At 62.4% G+C, this 13,594-nt stretch carries 26 protein-coding genes; 4 read left to right on the top strand and 22 right to left on the bottom strand.

Annotated features, from left to right (window positions below; translation table 11 throughout):
- Window positions 1–264 precede the first annotated feature (264 nt).
- Entirely contained in the window at window positions 265–474 is a 210-nt protein-coding gene (locus tag AC5Y36_RS03005) for a hypothetical protein (RefSeq protein WP_500039368.1), read from the bottom strand.
- Window positions 475–756: 282 nt separating this feature from the next.
- On the opposite strand from AC5Y36_RS03005, the gene AC5Y36_RS03000 reads away from it, so the two are divergent.
- Window positions 757–999, top strand: coding sequence for a hypothetical protein (locus AC5Y36_RS03000; RefSeq protein ID WP_500039367.1), 243 nt, complete (start codon window positions 757–759; stop codon window positions 997–999).
- Window positions 1,000–1,411: 412 nt separating this feature from the next.
- On the top strand, window positions 1,412–1,969 hold the full coding sequence (locus tag AC5Y36_RS02995) for a metallophosphoesterase family protein (RefSeq protein WP_500039366.1): 558 nt from the start codon (window positions 1,412–1,414) through the stop codon (window positions 1,967–1,969).
- Window positions 1,970–2,013: 44 nt separating this feature from the next.
- Here AC5Y36_RS02995 and AC5Y36_RS02990 read toward each other — a convergent pair whose 3' ends face one another.
- From AC5Y36_RS02990 to AC5Y36_RS02915, 16 genes are all read right to left on the bottom strand, one after another.
- Window positions 2,014–2,271, bottom strand: a complete 258-nt coding sequence (locus AC5Y36_RS02990; protein WP_500039365.1) for a hypothetical protein — start codon at window positions 2,269–2,271, stop codon at window positions 2,014–2,016.
- Window positions 2,272–2,429: 158 nt separating this feature from the next.
- Entirely contained in the window at window positions 2,430–2,585 is a 156-nt protein-coding gene (locus AC5Y36_RS02985) for a hypothetical protein (protein ID WP_500039364.1), read from the bottom strand.
- 37 nt (window positions 2,586–2,622) lie between these two features.
- The gene (locus AC5Y36_RS02980) at window positions 2,623–2,865 is read right to left on the bottom strand and encodes a hypothetical protein (RefSeq protein ID WP_500039363.1); all 243 of its coding nucleotides are present in this window, start codon (window positions 2,863–2,865) and stop codon (window positions 2,623–2,625) included.
- Between the two features lie 76 nt (window positions 2,866–2,941).
- Complete coding sequence (locus AC5Y36_RS02975; protein ID WP_500039362.1) at window positions 2,942–3,259, bottom strand: hypothetical protein; 318 nt, start codon at window positions 3,257–3,259, stop codon at window positions 2,942–2,944.
- On the bottom strand, window positions 3,252–3,473 hold the full coding sequence (locus tag AC5Y36_RS02970; protein WP_500039361.1) for a hypothetical protein: 222 nt from the start codon (window positions 3,471–3,473) through the stop codon (window positions 3,252–3,254). Before AC5Y36_RS02970 ends, AC5Y36_RS02975 begins: the two co-directional genes overlap by 8 nt.
- A gap of 35 nt (window positions 3,474–3,508) precedes the next feature.
- Entirely contained in the window at window positions 3,509–3,754 is a 246-nt protein-coding gene (locus AC5Y36_RS02965; protein ID WP_500039360.1) for a hypothetical protein, read from the bottom strand.
- Between the two features lie 75 nt (window positions 3,755–3,829).
- Window positions 3,830–4,240, bottom strand: a complete 411-nt coding sequence (locus AC5Y36_RS02960) for a hypothetical protein (protein ID WP_500039359.1) — start codon at window positions 4,238–4,240, stop codon at window positions 3,830–3,832.
- 47 nt (window positions 4,241–4,287) lie between these two features.
- Window positions 4,288–4,605: a hypothetical protein gene (locus AC5Y36_RS02955; protein ID WP_500039358.1), complete on the bottom strand. Its 318-nt coding sequence runs from the start codon at window positions 4,603–4,605 to the stop codon at window positions 4,288–4,290.
- Window positions 4,606–4,741: 136 nt separating this feature from the next.
- A complete protein-coding gene (locus tag AC5Y36_RS02950) occupies window positions 4,742–5,044 on the bottom strand; it encodes a hypothetical protein (protein ID WP_500039357.1) in 303 nt (100 codons plus the stop codon).
- A gap of 166 nt (window positions 5,045–5,210) precedes the next feature.
- Entirely contained in the window at window positions 5,211–5,405 is a 195-nt protein-coding gene (locus AC5Y36_RS02945; protein WP_500039356.1) for a hypothetical protein, read from the bottom strand.
- 79 nt (window positions 5,406–5,484) lie between these two features.
- On the bottom strand, window positions 5,485–5,706 hold the full coding sequence (locus AC5Y36_RS02940; protein ID WP_500039355.1) for a hypothetical protein: 222 nt from the start codon (window positions 5,704–5,706) through the stop codon (window positions 5,485–5,487).
- A 134-nt stretch (window positions 5,707–5,840) separates the two neighbouring features.
- Window positions 5,841–6,158: a hypothetical protein gene (locus AC5Y36_RS02935; RefSeq protein WP_500039354.1), complete on the bottom strand. Its 318-nt coding sequence runs from the start codon at window positions 6,156–6,158 to the stop codon at window positions 5,841–5,843.
- 28 nt (window positions 6,159–6,186) lie between these two features.
- Entirely contained in the window at window positions 6,187–7,053 is an 867-nt protein-coding gene (locus AC5Y36_RS02930) for an alpha/beta fold hydrolase (protein WP_500039353.1), read from the bottom strand.
- A gap of 439 nt (window positions 7,054–7,492) precedes the next feature.
- Entirely contained in the window at window positions 7,493–7,786 is a 294-nt protein-coding gene (locus AC5Y36_RS02925) for a hypothetical protein (protein WP_500039352.1), read from the bottom strand.
- A gap of 282 nt (window positions 7,787–8,068) precedes the next feature.
- Window positions 8,069–8,314 (bottom strand): hypothetical protein, encoded by a 246-nt coding sequence (locus AC5Y36_RS02920; protein ID WP_500039351.1) that lies wholly within the window; start codon window positions 8,312–8,314, stop codon window positions 8,069–8,071.
- A gap of 198 nt (window positions 8,315–8,512) precedes the next feature.
- Complete coding sequence (locus AC5Y36_RS02915) at window positions 8,513–8,740, bottom strand: hypothetical protein (protein ID WP_500039350.1); 228 nt, start codon at window positions 8,738–8,740, stop codon at window positions 8,513–8,515.
- Between the two features lie 227 nt (window positions 8,741–8,967).
- On the opposite strand from AC5Y36_RS02915, the gene AC5Y36_RS02910 reads away from it, so the two are divergent.
- Window positions 8,968–9,528: a helix-turn-helix domain-containing protein gene (locus AC5Y36_RS02910; RefSeq protein WP_500039349.1), complete on the top strand. Its 561-nt coding sequence runs from the start codon at window positions 8,968–8,970 to the stop codon at window positions 9,526–9,528.
- Window positions 9,529–9,855: 327 nt separating this feature from the next.
- Here AC5Y36_RS02910 and AC5Y36_RS02905 read toward each other — a convergent pair whose 3' ends face one another.
- Window positions 9,856–9,996: a hypothetical protein gene (locus AC5Y36_RS02905; protein ID WP_500039348.1), complete on the bottom strand. Its 141-nt coding sequence runs from the start codon at window positions 9,994–9,996 to the stop codon at window positions 9,856–9,858.
- Window positions 9,997–10,048: 52 nt separating this feature from the next.
- Here AC5Y36_RS02905 and AC5Y36_RS02900 point away from each other — a divergent pair, with 52 nt between their 5' ends.
- Window positions 10,049–10,372, top strand: a complete 324-nt coding sequence (locus tag AC5Y36_RS02900; RefSeq protein WP_500039347.1) for a hypothetical protein — start codon at window positions 10,049–10,051, stop codon at window positions 10,370–10,372.
- Between the two features lie 108 nt (window positions 10,373–10,480).
- Here the strand turns inward: AC5Y36_RS02900 and AC5Y36_RS02895 are convergent, their stop codons facing one another.
- The 4 genes from AC5Y36_RS02895 to AC5Y36_RS02880 form a co-directional block, all read right to left on the bottom strand.
- Complete coding sequence (locus AC5Y36_RS02895) at window positions 10,481–11,026, bottom strand: hypothetical protein (protein ID WP_500039346.1); 546 nt, start codon at window positions 11,024–11,026, stop codon at window positions 10,481–10,483.
- Between the two features lie 182 nt (window positions 11,027–11,208).
- Window positions 11,209–13,047, bottom strand: a complete 1,839-nt coding sequence (locus AC5Y36_RS02890; RefSeq protein ID WP_500039345.1) for a hypothetical protein — start codon at window positions 13,045–13,047, stop codon at window positions 11,209–11,211.
- A gap of 4 nt (window positions 13,048–13,051) precedes the next feature.
- Window positions 13,052–13,348, bottom strand: a complete 297-nt coding sequence (locus tag AC5Y36_RS02885; protein ID WP_500039344.1) for a hypothetical protein — start codon at window positions 13,346–13,348, stop codon at window positions 13,052–13,054.
- On the bottom strand, window positions 13,341–13,559 hold the full coding sequence (locus tag AC5Y36_RS02880; RefSeq protein WP_500039343.1) for a type II toxin-antitoxin system prevent-host-death family antitoxin: 219 nt from the start codon (window positions 13,557–13,559) through the stop codon (window positions 13,341–13,343). Before AC5Y36_RS02880 ends, AC5Y36_RS02885 begins: the two co-directional genes overlap by 8 nt.
- Between the last annotated feature and the right edge of the window lie 35 nt (window positions 13,560–13,594).

Here is a 13,594-nt window from a genome sequence, read left to right as displayed (position 1 = left end):
CAGTTGATTTGCTTACAGTCGCCGCGACTATCGCCGCGGGCTACCCCTCATACTATCTATGTCTTACGTGTTGCGGGGGGCCGATGGAACCACCCCAGAGTTAGCCGGCAGCGGCCGGCCGCTCATAGTATGAGGGGGTGCGCAGCCGCAGCCTCGCACCCCCTCCCCGGACACCGACTAGCCGGCCGACCAACCCGGCCGGGATCCCCCGCGGCATGTCGACCGTCTATCAGGGACGGGTGCGGCAGCTACTCCACGCGCCGGTCAAAGCTGATGCCCGGCACGGACGTTGACCGGGCTCAGCATCGTTCCCCGGGACCCGCCGTTGTGCATGTGCCAGTGCTGGCCATCCCAGTCCTTGGCGCCAGCGCGGAACGCCTCCACGCACCCTTCGGACAGCTCACTGACATGGCCAGCGTACCCGTGTCCCTGCAAGCTCTGGTACTTCTCCACACTGATCTCTGCCGTCGCCATGCCATCTCCTTCACATACCGCCATCCACCATCGAAATCCACGATGGTGGACAACCGCACCACACCCCTAACTGAGCGGCACTGGCGCTAACGGAACACTACAACGCCGCCGACGTTGACCCTCTCAGCGGAGCGTCCAGCGGACATGATTTCTTCGATGCTGCGGGAACAGCCCCTCGGCGCAAAAGGAAGCTCTTTATGGAGTCCCCCCGGCACGCGGCACGCGGCGCCGACGATCCGGGGTGCCGCGGTACCCGGCGGCCGGCACCGTATTCTTATAACCATGACGCACCAGATCAAAACGACCATCACGGGAACAACCCGCGACCAAAACGATAAAGACGGCAACCCCCGGTACACGGTGTCCACCACCGATGGCACCTGGAAGACTGTCGCCGGCGGTCAGGTCGGCTATGGAATCACAAACTCCGAATTCCAAGGTGACGTCGTCCTCACCATCGACGACAACGTCATCGTTGGTGTCGCTACAGCCGATGGACAACACTTCACCGGACGCCAGTCATAGGACCGACGATGATCTCCCTGCTGTCACACGGCCGCTCTCCCGTGTGAGTGCCGAAGGCTGGGGCTTCAGTCCTCCTGTTGAGGGGCATTACGCCGTCAGCCTGTCATCGTGGGCTCTGGCACAGTCGGCCGAGTTCAGCGGCTTGCCGGGTCGTAAGTTCGACGGTGATACTGGCCTCATCGTCCTCGGTGATGTTACGTACACAAAGGTGCCCATCCGACCAAAAGGCCTCGAGGACATCCCCGCCAGCGTCTGTGAATTCGGCCATTACTGTTGAAACCCCCTAACGCAACCAGTCTCGCCGAGCCACCCCGGCTCCGAACTCTGACACGCCAGATCGCAGCGATCTTTTGTTTCGACCAAGTGCCCTCGGATACAGAGCGGAACGACGCTGCAGACCTAGAATTTTCACATGCGCATGTTGGTTATCGCCGATCGATATGATCGCGACTCGGAGCCTGCACTGGCCGATGTGGTTGCCGAACACCGGGTCGACGCGGTAGTCACCGCAGGGGATCTCATCGGCCCGATGCTCACTGGTATCAGCGATGTCCCTGTTCTGACGATGGGTGTCTACGGTAACCATTGCAACGGGACATACCTCGATAAGCTCGGAATCGAGAACCTCCATCTCAGACGAGTTATGCATCATGGCATTTCCTTTACCGGTTTACAAGGTTGCGTTCGATATAAAGCCGGTTCGAGCGACCTTCTGTACACCCAAGACGAGTACCACGCCCTGGTTGCTGCGTTGCCGCCGGCCGACATCCTCGTCACTCACTGTCCGCCCCGGGGCATCAACGATCACACCGACGCCGCTCACGTCGGGATCGACGCTCTTGTTGGTTGGATGGATCGGGCCCGGCCGCGGATGCTCATTCATGGTCACACTTACCCGAAGGCGCCTATCACGATGTGCCGAGGCACTCGGATCGAATACGTCTACGGCACACGAATTGTCGATATCTGACCTGCGGCGACCAATGCGCGTCCGGTCATGAAGCGGCCGCGGGGCTACTGACCGATGGTGGGTGCAGCAAGATCGTGCGCACCGTCTTCGAAGAACCATCCCTGATCGTCCGAGTAGTCCGAAGCGCCCCGGTATTCCGTAGGAGACCCCGCGACCTGCCAGCATGCTTGGTGCCACACGGTGCTGTCTTCTCCAACCGCGCACTGGTACTGGCCGAGGCTGCCGTACCCGTCATAGCTGCCCAACAAGATGCACCCATCCGGTGTAATCGCCACGCCATCATTCATCCAGCGGTTGATCACGCTGGTAGCGCGAGATGAAAGTATCGGGTGCCCACAACCTTTGCAGTTGGCGCTGAAAACCCCATTATTTTGACCTTCCCATCAGACAAGTTGCACTGTATGACCTGCCACTGACAAGTCCTCGACGGATCTGCACCCACCCCCGACGTGCACGGGGATTAGTGGCCGAGTTCCTTGATGCGGCCCTGCACATCCTCCAGGTCGAATACCAGCTGTTCCTTCGAACGCGATCCAGGTATCGCGGCGTCGATCTGGTGCTCAAGCAGCCTTACCATCTGCTTCGCGGTGTCCAGATCCATGTCATCTACGTACATTGCGTCGTTCCTCTCATGCGACCAGCCTCGTCGGGCCTTACTTCAGATGGTCTTCACCGAAACAGTCCACAGCAGCGGCCAGTTCGCGGTCGACCATCGCCTGGAGCTCCTCACGGCTGTACCCGCCGTCGCCTTTGAGAATCCGAATCTTGTAGCCCTCGTTGGCCATGGTTTGCGCTGTTTCCCAGTTACCGATGTAGTCGTAGACCGCGCCGTCGCGCGTGAACGCCAACGCCACGTCGAACCCTTCGGGCGGTTCTGCGCTTGCCCCGGCTGTCACGGGCCCGCGATCTTGCAGCGAGGCGCAGCGTGCCGCGCGGCGCCCGGTCGGCCTACCTTGGCGGTGACACCGCTGTTCATGCTGGTCGGCCTCTGTGGGCCAGCATGGTGTCGATCTGCTTGACAAGTTCGGCGCTCGCGGCCGTCAGAGAGTCGCCCTTGCCGAGCTCGCGGATGCGGTCGACTGCCTCCAACAGATAGTCGAGTTGGGTCTGTAGGTGCGCGAGGGCGCCTGCTGAGGCATGGTAAAGGCCCTCACTGAGGACGGTCTCCAGACTGGCCAACACGGCTTCCGCAGCGTCGAGCACGCTGCCTTGGAGGTGTTGGCGACGCCAGCGCTGGGTGACGCTGACGAGCAGCGTGCGCGCGGCCAACAGCTCGGTAGGCTCATCCATCGTGGTGCTCGTATTCAGCGCGGACAGCGGCGCTGGCTTCCTCGATCGTGCGGCCCTCACCAGGTGCGGCGAAGAGACCTAGATCCCAGTGGCCGCGGTTGATATGCTGGTCCTGGTAGTGGCCTTCGACGACGCATTCGACGACGATCTCGTCGTTACCCCAGTGGCCTATCACCGTCCACGTCTTCGGCGCGTCCGATTCGGTCACACTCATCGATTCTTTCCTCAATCTGCGGGTCGCCGGGGATGTCAACGCGGGATGAACCAGGCAAGTGCTGTTTCATTGCGCACCTTGGCCCGCGCCCCAGGATCCAGGGATTCGCTGCCGAGGTTAAACACGGTGTGTCGGCCGCAATCGACGTTGCCGGCTTTGGTGAACCACAGGTTGACCCGCTCGCCCTCGCGGTCGAACACCACATTGCCGGGCATAGATGAGTGGTAGATCGACCAGCCGTTGAACGCCGCGGCCTCAGTGATATCGCTGTACGCGCTCATGGTCTTCCTCCCTCTACCTTCGCTGAATCGATCTGACAGGATCTCCGCCAAGCCGACTTGTGTTCGTGCCGCTACTCACATCGGGTGGTCGTGGATGGGAACGATCGGGGGTGCGGTCAGGCCCGGGATCGCGGGCAGCTGGGCATCCCGGAAGCCTCGGGCCACGCGGCCTGTGAGGCGGTAGGTGTTGCCATCGCGGGATACCGGCGCCAAGTACCAACTGGTGCCCGTCGGTGTTCCGAGCGTCCCTCCGCTCCGGTATTCGGTCGTGCTCTCGCCGGTGTCGACGTCGACGGTTGTCCACTGCTGTGCCCACTGCACAGACACCAGTGCGTAGAGCTGGTCGGGGTGTTCTGCCGGGACGCCGCCATTGGGAAACAGGTCGACCGGGGTTCCGGCGTCCGGGTGCCGAGGGAACGAATGGACGTGTCCGATCACGAGGATCGTGTCTTGGCTGCCTGATGTCGGTGTGGCTTTGTAGGCCATGTGCTTGGCTCTCTCGATTCTGGCTGTGCGGGGTCAGGGGTCAGGGGTCAGGGATGCTGGATGACGAATGTCGATAGGCAGTCCAGCGCGCGGCGGTCTCGAGGCATCATGTCTCGTGTGTGGTAGCCGTTCTCGTTGCGGGTGGCGGCGATGTCGTCGAGCAGCTCTTGCCGTGCCACGGCGCATCCGCTAGCGAACGCCCCTAAGACCCGTCCCACGCTCCCCTGTGACTGCCACCACGAAGCGATAGTGACCGCGGTCTCTGGTTCGACTTCGCGGCCGCCGCCGCCGTACACGGCCTCAACGTCACGCCGCGCCTGATCGTCGCTGATAACGGTTGCGCTGACTTGAATTGTCTCGTTCATCGGATTCCCCCTTGCGTGGGTGTGGTAGTGATCTGGTGGCGGTTTCGTTCAAAACTGCGGTGTTCGGAGAGCAGCAGCGAGTGTCAGCTGGATCACTGACAACGTTTCCCACGCCGCTCGTCCGTTTCCTCCGTAGCTACCTGCGGTCGCCGCGGTAGACGTCACCTTCGATGTAAGTCAGGAGATCACCGTTCGTGTCTTGGGCCATGAAGTAGTACGTGGCGTTCACCCACACGATGGGCCACCCCGCCTCACGCAGCGCATCGATCATTTGCCTGTCACCGCCAGAGCCGGGGAAGAATGCGTCTGCGGTGTCTTCTTTGTGGTAGTCGTCGGCATTGAATGTCCTGTTCAGGAAGCCGATCACTTCGCTGACGGTTTTAGCTTTCTCGATGTCATCGAGGCAGTCATTCACTGAATTCCAGAACGCTGTCGACATAGTTTCCCTTCTCCGCTATCTACTGCGACTGGCCAACGATCTGTTGCGCCGCACAGTCACATGCCGCGTGCGTACGCATTGTTATCGGCCCGGTGGCGGTGGTCGGGGATGAGCGCATGTGTCGGCCGACTATTTTCCGTCCGCTCGGCGGGCCTTGATCAGGAAGTCAGAACGAGTCTTGGGAATAGTCAACGCCGTTGATGAAGACTTCGCAGGTGGAATCAGCCCCATCGCGAGAGTCGAATACTTCGACGGTTCCTCGTTCACTGTGGCCAGCGACGTCGACCACGACCTTGGCGCCGTCCCGCATGGTCAGAGTGATGCGAGCGCTCTCGCCGTGGCTGATGTCCAAGGTGTGCATTGCTGTCCTTCGTCTTGGTGGTCGCGCCGTAGTAGCGCCGGTTCGGGCCGCGATGGGCCACGTCTAGCGGGCAGCGATATCAGTGCAAAACCATGTTCTCGTCGATCCAGCGAATCCAATACCTGGCTGCGAGGTCCTCCAGCGCCTGGAGGGCCGACTGCTGGCTGTCGCTGTTGTCGTACGCAATTCGAATCATGTGTGAAGCGGCGGTGAGGGTGTCGCGGATCTCGGCGTGATCTTTGAACTCGTCCATCACGGCTTTTCGCTTCTCTGCGGTCAGCGGACTGATATCGGCCGTCACCCCTGGAATGGCACGTAGGCCTGGCGTCAGTGCGCCGATATGCATCGCACTTTCCGACGGCGCGTACACGAGTACATACGTGCAATGTCTCACTACATTCTCCAGTCGTGATGCCGGCTTCAGTCAGGTGTCGCTCAGTGGCAGACACCAATCCTGTTGCGGCCGCGGAATTGAACACATGCGGCGTGAATCGACTCCAGGAATTCCAGACACGATCCGTAGTCACCCCAGCCATTGGGTGGGTTGAGTGGCCGGTAACGCTCGGGGCAGGCTCTCATCGCCGCGATCGCATTTTCGAGTTGGCTGACCACATCGGCGGTGGTGCGGCCGTGGAAGGTGGCGAGGTCTGCACCTGCGAGCCGCCACATGGGGACGAGGTTGCTGGTCATGTTCGCTTCCCACAGCACTTCGTCCTCGTCGTCGCACGAGTAGATCAGGATGTCGTAACTCACAGCGAGACTCCTGATCGGAGCGCGGCTGTCATACGGCGGCCAGCCTTCCGGCCTGCGTGATACACGAACTGATTGCGGCGCTGATCAGTCGGGGCGCCTCATGGAGCAGCATGTGGCCGGCCGTGGGAACTTGCTCGAGCTTGGCCCCGGGGATTCCGGCCGCGAGTTCGTGGGCATGCTGCAGCGGTGTGAGAAGGTCTGCACCACCACCGATCACGGTTGTGTCAGCGGTGATGCGCCCCAGCGTCTGGTACTGGTCATAGGTGCGCAAATCGTGTAGGAATCCGGCCTTCGTCGTCAGGGGCGTCGCGTTGATAGCCCCCGCCGACATCGCGACCATGGCCGCATTGGGTGATCTGCCGTACCCACCCCGCCGAGTCAGCGCTCCACTGATTGGCCGCGCTAAGGCACGAACGGCGTGGTCGGCCGCCGAACGGGGAAGGTGCGCCGCCAGGGCGTACAACGTTGCGGCGGCGGGGGTCGCCAGGAGTCGGCCCAAGCCGCGCTCTGCGAGCTTCCCGGCGGCGGTCGCGACCAGGACCAGCCCTTGAGGGTCCACGGGTCGGTCGGCGGCATTACGGGACAGATACGCCAAGGCCGTCATGCCCCCCATCGAATGACCGCTTAGCGTGACAGCACCGGTCACATCCAGTGCGGCGAGCACATCAGCCAGGTCGTCAGCGAGCTGGTCTACCCGGTAGCTGTGCATTGGTGCGCAGCCTGATTCGCCGTGCCCACGGTGGTCAAAGCAAATGATGCGAATCGCATTGCCCCACTCGCGTTTCAGCTGGCGAATCTGAATTCGCCATGATTCCTTCGTCAGACACAGGCCGTGAAGGGGTACCACGGTGTGATCGGCCCCTTGATCTCCGTACTCGTCGACTGCGAGCTTCACTCCGTCTCTCGTGGTAACGATGTGACGGCGTGCCTGGAGACGCACACTCGCGTCGGCGCTTCCGTATTCCACCTGAGCAGATTCGGTTTGCGCCGAGGTAACCCGGACGCTTTCCACATCCCGTCGAACAGTGTCTACTGATGCCGCAATGTGCATGTGTCCCCCCTGGATTGCACAGCGCCGGGCATATCCTCCGGTTATTCAAATTCTGATCTGCAACGACACCCGCGTGGCGGACGTCGGCTCGTGTCGCCCCTCGAATCGTCCGAGAGCCGAGAACAGCTGCACCGTCAACGGCCGCGTCCCCACCGCCGCCGTCCTAGCGGGCCGATAACGCCGATGCGCTCAAACGCCCCGAGCCCCCGGGGCCGCGCACTGGTGGTCATCGCGCGGGCGGCAGCTCCACGGGCGTCCTTGTCCCGCCAGGACGGCGAGGGCGCTACTTCGCGTTGGCCGACAAGGCGCGCAGCGTGTCGGCGTAACTGAGCCAGTTGCGCTCTTGCAGGTAGCAGGCCGCCAGGCCGAGGTGGGTCCGCAGTTCGTCGACTGCATCCGCTCGGGTGTCTGCGCAACCCACGGTGAACGTGGCGGTGGTGTGTTCGGAGGCGCCGTCGATGTGGACGCGAGCCAGTGCCAGCGCGCAATCGCGGCGGCCGTTGTCGTAGGCCAGTGATTCCGCCATTGTCAGCGCGGTCTGAACAGTCTCCGCCGGAGCCTTGATGTGGGTGCTCACCGCAACTTTTGCTACTGCCGGGCAGCTGGGTGCAAGTGGTGGCATGGTCGAGCTACCGGCTGGCCGGTGTAGTCGCGAATGGATGACCACTGACGCGAGTCTGCTCAACGCGGCCGCCACACGGCGCCGGCGACGTGCTGGGCGGGTCCGCCGGTGGTTGACCACGTCCTTCGAGTTCCCTTCTCCTGCTGCAGAATTCTGATTGCGTGGGCCTGCATACCTCCGTTGGGAGGTGCAGGTGTGGCCCCTGCGTCCTTCGCGTCGGCCTGACGTTCATGTGTCTTAGATCGCTAACGCGCCGGCCAGGTGGCCGAGGTAGTCGAGGATGTCGGCGTTGCGGAAGTCGAGCATGACGATCTGATGTTTGATCTGCTGCTGTTCGGACGTTGGGGCGATCTTCATCGCGGCAATCACGTTCCCTAGCGGGATGCTGTTGAGAAGGCCGCTGGGCCCTTCCTTCTCGAACCGGTGTTCACGATCGAATCCCTTCTCGTCGACGAAGCAGTCGATCCATTGAGCAAACGACATCGGCGCCCCCCTGGCTAGCCCATCGTCAAGACCTGCAACTGCGGCCATTGTGATCCCGGGTAACGCTGGTTCGGTCGTGTCGTGATCGTGTCGAGGTGGTTTTTCGGCGGGGCGGACATGGATTACCGCGGCGGTCCACAGCGGCGCACCGCCCCGTGCCTTGTGCTTTCTACTGCCTGTTCGTAGAAGGTGTGGGGTTTAGACCGTTGCGAGGTCGTCAGCGAGCTTGTGCAGGATGAACTGCTGCAATTTGCCTGAGTAGCCACTGCGTGCGGCGGCCTGCTCGAGGGCTTCGCGTTCCGTCGGCAGCAGGCTCAGTAAGAGTCTCTCGGTACGTTGCCGTTTGTTGGTCCCTTGGCGGCTTGTCCGTTTCACGGAGATATCCAGCTCGGGAACGTCAACCTTCTCCAGTTCGGCTGTATGCACAGTGCCCCGCCTCTCGGACTATTTGACCTGCTGTTTTGCTCTGTAACTGATCGTTATGCCCATCTTAATGAATCATCTCTCGCTAGCCCGTATCAGCCACGGCGTGTCGCGGATAGCCGCGCACGGCTGTTCTGTGCTGTAACAATGCATCGTTGCGGGTCAGTCAGCTACAGACAAGCGGCCTGAGGAGCTACGATGGCTCGACCGACCACACCGAGGACACGCCGATGGGACTTCAAACCCGACCAGAACCTGGTCGGCCCATCATCACCGCTGCCCAAGCCGCCAGGATGCTGCGGCGCGACCTTCGCACCATTCGCCGCATGATCAGCGACGGCCAGCTGGAGGGTGGCGCAAAGCCCGGCAAGACACAGCGCCGTTGGTACGTCTACCTCGATCAAGTCCAACCGGTCGCGTCACCGCCACTGGCCGCGGCCAAAGGCCTCCACGAGGACTCCAGTGAATACCGCAGCCTGCGAGAAGAGGTTGCCGAGCTACGCGCTCAAGTCGCCTCAGTCAACGACGCCAATCAACTGCTCCTGGCTACTCAGGCGCTGATCTTGTCGGCCAATGAGCAGTATCAGCAGGCGTCAACGCAGTTCGCCGACATCGCAGAGGACCAACGAACGCTGACAGATCGCTACCACGCCGCGGCCGGCGCCTATCGCGATTCAGCTCACAATTTCGCCGATGCACTTCGCCACTATCGCGACATCATTGCGCAACTGACAACTCCAGGGAACCTCAGCACCCTCACCGGCCCGGCCGACCAGGACCTATTCCCGTAGTGCGAGCTGATCGGCCGCGACCGGCGGCCGACTGTCCTGCGTGAGGCATGCTGACCCCTGCCACAGGCATTCATTTTCACTCGCCCAGCGGCACGGCCTGGGCCGGAGTTCTCTGTGCGACACCAGAAAAACCGGTCGACACAGACACCGCATGCCAGCCTTGCAGCAGATCCCCTCTAGCGTGACGTTCATGACCACCATCACGGGATCTAGGTGACCATCGGTGCGGGCTGACAATCACGACCCCGTACAAATCGCTGACGGACTATGGGTTTGCTTCGACCCACTCGATATACCTGAGGACCATCCCGATCCAGACCCTTACCGCTACTTGTGGACGCTGACGGGAACCCCGGAGCGTCTCGACACCCGCACCGTGTATTTCCCCTCACCGCCGAACGCCGGCGCTTTGATGCGCGCCAACAATGGCACCGTGAGTGGGCACGCCGACAGCATCGACACTGCCATCTCAGCAGCTCGCGCGCTCTACAGCCGCGTCGCTGGTATTTAGCGAGGAGCCATGGGTCGCACCGCTTCTCGTGTGACTGTGACAACGACTGACCATGCTCGATTCAGTTCGCCTTCGGCGGTGTGGCGGTTCCGTCCAGGACTGCTGGGTACTTCGCCTGACGGATTGGGTGAAGTCGCCTACGAATATGGCCTGGTGGTGTGCATTGGCCCGCTGATCACCGATGTCTATGCCGCGAATCCTGACGGGTCGCTCATTCTGATTGACGACTACCCGATCCAGCTGCTCTCCCGGTATGCCCTATTCGCTGATACCCCTCCCTTGACGATGGCCCAGCGACTGAGTGCACACGACTGCACCGCCATCACCGATTAGTCGAGAACGAATCCCGGCGGGTATAGGCGCGTCACGCCGCCAGGGGACCTCATGCAACCAGTGCTATACACGCTTTCTTAGCAAGGCGACGGTGCGGGGGTTGCGGGATCAGTCGTTGATATTGGGCCAGAAGTTCACTATGTCAGTGACGGTGTAGTGGGGGTCGTAGCTGGGCGGCAAGTTGAATTCCGGCACGATAATCTGGTCGGTGATTGCCTCGCTCAGCAGGTCACCCAGGGTGTCGTAGTCGCCCTCTGCCCATGCCTGAACCGCCTCCGGTTCAACTATGAGGATCGCGTAGTCGTCGCCGGCCGCGGTGGGGATGCGTTTGCCGGGGTAGTCCTTGCCTTTGATGGTCAAGGTCCCTATTGTCTCAACTCCGACGCGCTGCGGTTCGGGTGGCGGGGGCCGGAACACGCCTGGCGGGATCGGCGCCGGAGGTCGCACTTTGGGGTCAAGCGAGTCGCGCCAGGCGACGACTCGCCGCTCGCTGACACCGAGCGTTTGAGCGAAGGCCCGGATTCCGCCGGCGCGGTCGATGGCGGCCCACCTGTCGAGCCACGCTTGATCAACGCCCGTCGGAAGTTCGTTTCGAGCGGCCCAGCGGGCAATGGTCGACTCGGCGAGGCGGCGGCGACCGCTTCGCGTGGCCACACGCCTGGTCATTTCCACCCGCGCACGGCGGGCTGCCTCTGCTAGGCGTGCACGGTTCGTCCGACTGTCCCAGACGCCACCGAGCTCCTGATACTTGCGGGCCTTCAAGTCATTGAAGGCATCCCGGAAGCCGCGGGGGGGCGGGCCTGGTGCTGGCGGCTCGGCCATCCGCGCCCAGCGCACTACGCCGCCTCCGGCTCTTCGACGTGCTTGATGCGGTAGCTGCCGTTGGCGCGGTTGCCGTCGGGCCGCAGCGGTGTTTCCAGCTTCGTAACAGCGAAGTCGGCGGGAACACGGTAGAACCAGGCGTCGGCGAGGACCTCGATCGGGTACAGAGTGTGGTCGGCGGCGATCTGCGTTGCATAGCGCAGTGCACGCCAGCGAGTTACGGCTTCAATCGCCGCATACCAAGCGGGCTGCTGGAATTTGAGCAGCGGGTATTTCCATGCGCTGTCCCCCCCCGCGGAGAGTCGACCCAAGAAGCTGGTGTAGATGGCTTTGATCATCTCTTCGTAGTCACCGCGACCCGCGGCCCGTGCCGCGGCCATCTTGCTGCGCAACGCGCCGGCCCACCCTTTGAGCCATTGGTGTTGTTCTGGCCACACCCAGGCGGCATCGATCGCCAGTTCCATAGCAGCAATGCCGGCGCCGCCCTGGATGGCGGGCGCAGTGAGTTGTTTTACGTCAACGGTGGTTGCCCAGAATGTAGCCGGCTTGTCCCAGAGCATCGCCGGGTGCGGCAAGGGGAGTTTCGGTGACAGTCCGTCGAGGTCGCGGCCCGCAGGTGTGGTGACGAAGAACATGCCGAACGGGGGGTGTTGCTCACCGAAGACCGCGGGGTCGACGTCACTCCAGCCGGGCTTGCCGTAGCCGAGGTAGATGCCTTCTGCTGAGGGAAGGTACGCGGACTGCTGATCCAGTTCGACGTCGATAGTGCCGGCTCGGGTTCGGTGCGGTTTCTTCAGTGTTCCTGGCCCCCACCATTGGCTCGGTAGCCGGCCATTTGTGGTGATTTCCTTCGGCAGCGGGGAAGCCGTCAGGGGCGGCGCGGTCTTGTTGTTCTTGGATTTGGGCTTGGACCGTTTGATCGCGGCCGCGGCCAGCCGACCTCCCACTTGTGACCATCGGGGTGCGGCAAGTGCGCCGTCGAGTTCGAAGAGCCACTCGACACGGTCCGCGAGCAGATGCGCCGCCTCGACTTCATCGTCGGGTAGTTCGGTGTCGGTGCCGTCGATACCAGCCAGGCCACGGTCGTTAGGGCGCGAGGGCGACGGCTCCATCGGGAGGAAGGGCAACAACACGACCTCGGCGGCGCACGACTTACCGTCTGCAGTGAATTTGCAGGTGAACCACCCGGCCTTGTGATAAGTCACTTCACAGCCGAAGAATGCAGCAACGACATCGGGGACGTCATCGGGCACAAGTCCGTCGATCGGAAACCCGATCGCCTCAAGTGCTTCTGGGAACATCCACACCTGCGGGGTTTCCTCGTCCGATACCGACCATTGATAGTGGCTCACGAGCTTGCCGAGATGGTCGGGGCTCTCGAACGGGCGTGACACCACCGCTCCCGCCGGAGTGACGATGCCCCGACTGGTGGCTATCAACACACGGCGGTCCGCTCCTGAATATTCCACGTCGTCCCACTGGCGTGAACGTCTCGCCCAGTGCCCCGAATTCTCGGGTTCCTCCGCCGGCGCGCTGGCGAGCAGATCGGCTGCCGCGGCGTTCTCGTCCTCGGCGGCCGTCGGCGGGGTGCCCGCGAGATAGTTCTGGACGGTGGACTCCCACCATCCACGTGTTGCCCCTTGTTCCGGGTCGCCGATCATCACGTCGGGTGCCGGAAAGTCCGATGGCACCCCGCGGCCCAGCCGGGCCACCACTTGCTGACGCGATAACGCCACCAGGGGGCCATCGATCGGCTCCGCATGCAATTCGGTCAACAAACACACTACGTCGCCGGCGTCACCGCTGGCGTGTATCTGCCATGTCCCAGCAGAAGTGATCAAGTGGTCAGCCATCGTCTCAATCCTCTTCCTCTACTGGCGGTTTGGGTGGTCTGGGCACCATGAACGCCAGACCGGCCGCGAGCTGTCCCCGACGCCATTTGGCCCTGAGTCCTTCCACTGCAGCCGCGGTGCGGCCGAGCCGCAACGCCGCCTCGGGCACCGGGATCGTCATGTCCAACGCGACCAGAGCGTCTTCAACCGACCAGCGAACGCGATGCTTATTGGCGTCCGCGGTGCGCTCGGCGCGCCGACGCGTGTATCGCCGGCGTTCTGCCGCGCTCTTTCGCCCATCCTGGGGGGGCTGATCAGACACCGTCGACCATGCTTCCCTTGTTGTTGGCCAACGCGCTGATCAGACCCTGATATCTCGCGTAACTCACGACAACCGCGACTGGCTGGTCATTCTTGGTAATGACGTACTCGGAATCGTCGGTGGCGACGGCGTCGAGGACCGCCGTGACCGCATCATCGACGATCGCCATTTCAGGCAGTTGCCGGCCGACACTGTGAATGTCACCTGTCATGCCGCCTCCGAATTTCCGATGCCGATCCGAATCAC

The organism is Mycobacterium sp. NGS50, from assembly GCF_059812545.1.
Note: the sequence above shows the minus strand (reverse complement) of the source record. Positions and strands in the feature narration are given on the sequence as shown.

Coding starts and splice junctions, on each gene's coding strand:
- AC5Y36_RS03005 (WP_500039368.1), bottom strand. CDS start 474: ATGGCGACGGCAGAGATCAGTGTGGAGAAGTACCAGAGCTTGCAGGGA.
- AC5Y36_RS03000 (WP_500039367.1), top strand. CDS start 757: ATGACGCACCAGATCAAAACGACCATCACGGGAACAACCCGCGACCAA.
- AC5Y36_RS02995 (WP_500039366.1), top strand. CDS start 1,412: ATGCGCATGTTGGTTATCGCCGATCGATATGATCGCGACTCGGAGCCT.
- AC5Y36_RS02985 (WP_500039364.1), bottom strand. CDS start 2,585: ATGTACGTAGATGACATGGATCTGGACACCGCGAAGCAGATGGTAAGG.
- AC5Y36_RS02975 (WP_500039362.1), bottom strand. CDS start 3,259: ATGGATGAGCCTACCGAGCTGTTGGCCGCGCGCACGCTGCTCGTCAGC.
- AC5Y36_RS02970 (WP_500039361.1), bottom strand. CDS start 3,473: ATGAGTGTGACCGAATCGGACGCGCCGAAGACGTGGACGGTGATAGGC.
- AC5Y36_RS02965 (WP_500039360.1), bottom strand. CDS start 3,754: ATGAGCGCGTACAGCGATATCACTGAGGCCGCGGCGTTCAACGGCTGG.
- AC5Y36_RS02960 (WP_500039359.1), bottom strand. CDS start 4,240: ATGGCCTACAAAGCCACACCGACATCAGGCAGCCAAGACACGATCCTC.
- AC5Y36_RS02955 (WP_500039358.1), bottom strand. CDS start 4,605: ATGAACGAGACAATTCAAGTCAGCGCAACCGTTATCAGCGACGATCAG.
- AC5Y36_RS02950 (WP_500039357.1), bottom strand. CDS start 5,044: ATGTCGACAGCGTTCTGGAATTCAGTGAATGACTGCCTCGATGACATC.
- AC5Y36_RS02945 (WP_500039356.1), bottom strand. CDS start 5,405: ATGCACACCTTGGACATCAGCCACGGCGAGAGCGCTCGCATCACTCTG.
- AC5Y36_RS02920 (WP_500039351.1), bottom strand. CDS start 8,314: ATGTCGTTTGCTCAATGGATCGACTGCTTCGTCGACGAGAAGGGATTC.
- AC5Y36_RS02910 (WP_500039349.1), top strand. CDS start 8,968: ATGGGACTTCAAACCCGACCAGAACCTGGTCGGCCCATCATCACCGCT.
- AC5Y36_RS02905 (WP_500039348.1), bottom strand. CDS start 9,996: ATGGCAGTGTCGATGCTGTCGGCGTGCCCACTCACGGTGCCATTGTTG.
- AC5Y36_RS02900 (WP_500039347.1), top strand. CDS start 10,049: ATGGGTCGCACCGCTTCTCGTGTGACTGTGACAACGACTGACCATGCT.
- AC5Y36_RS02890 (WP_500039345.1), bottom strand. CDS start 13,047: ATGGCTGACCACTTGATCACTTCTGCTGGGACATGGCAGATACACGCC.
- AC5Y36_RS02880 (WP_500039343.1), bottom strand. CDS start 13,559: ATGACAGGTGACATTCACAGTGTCGGCCGGCAACTGCCTGAAATGGCG.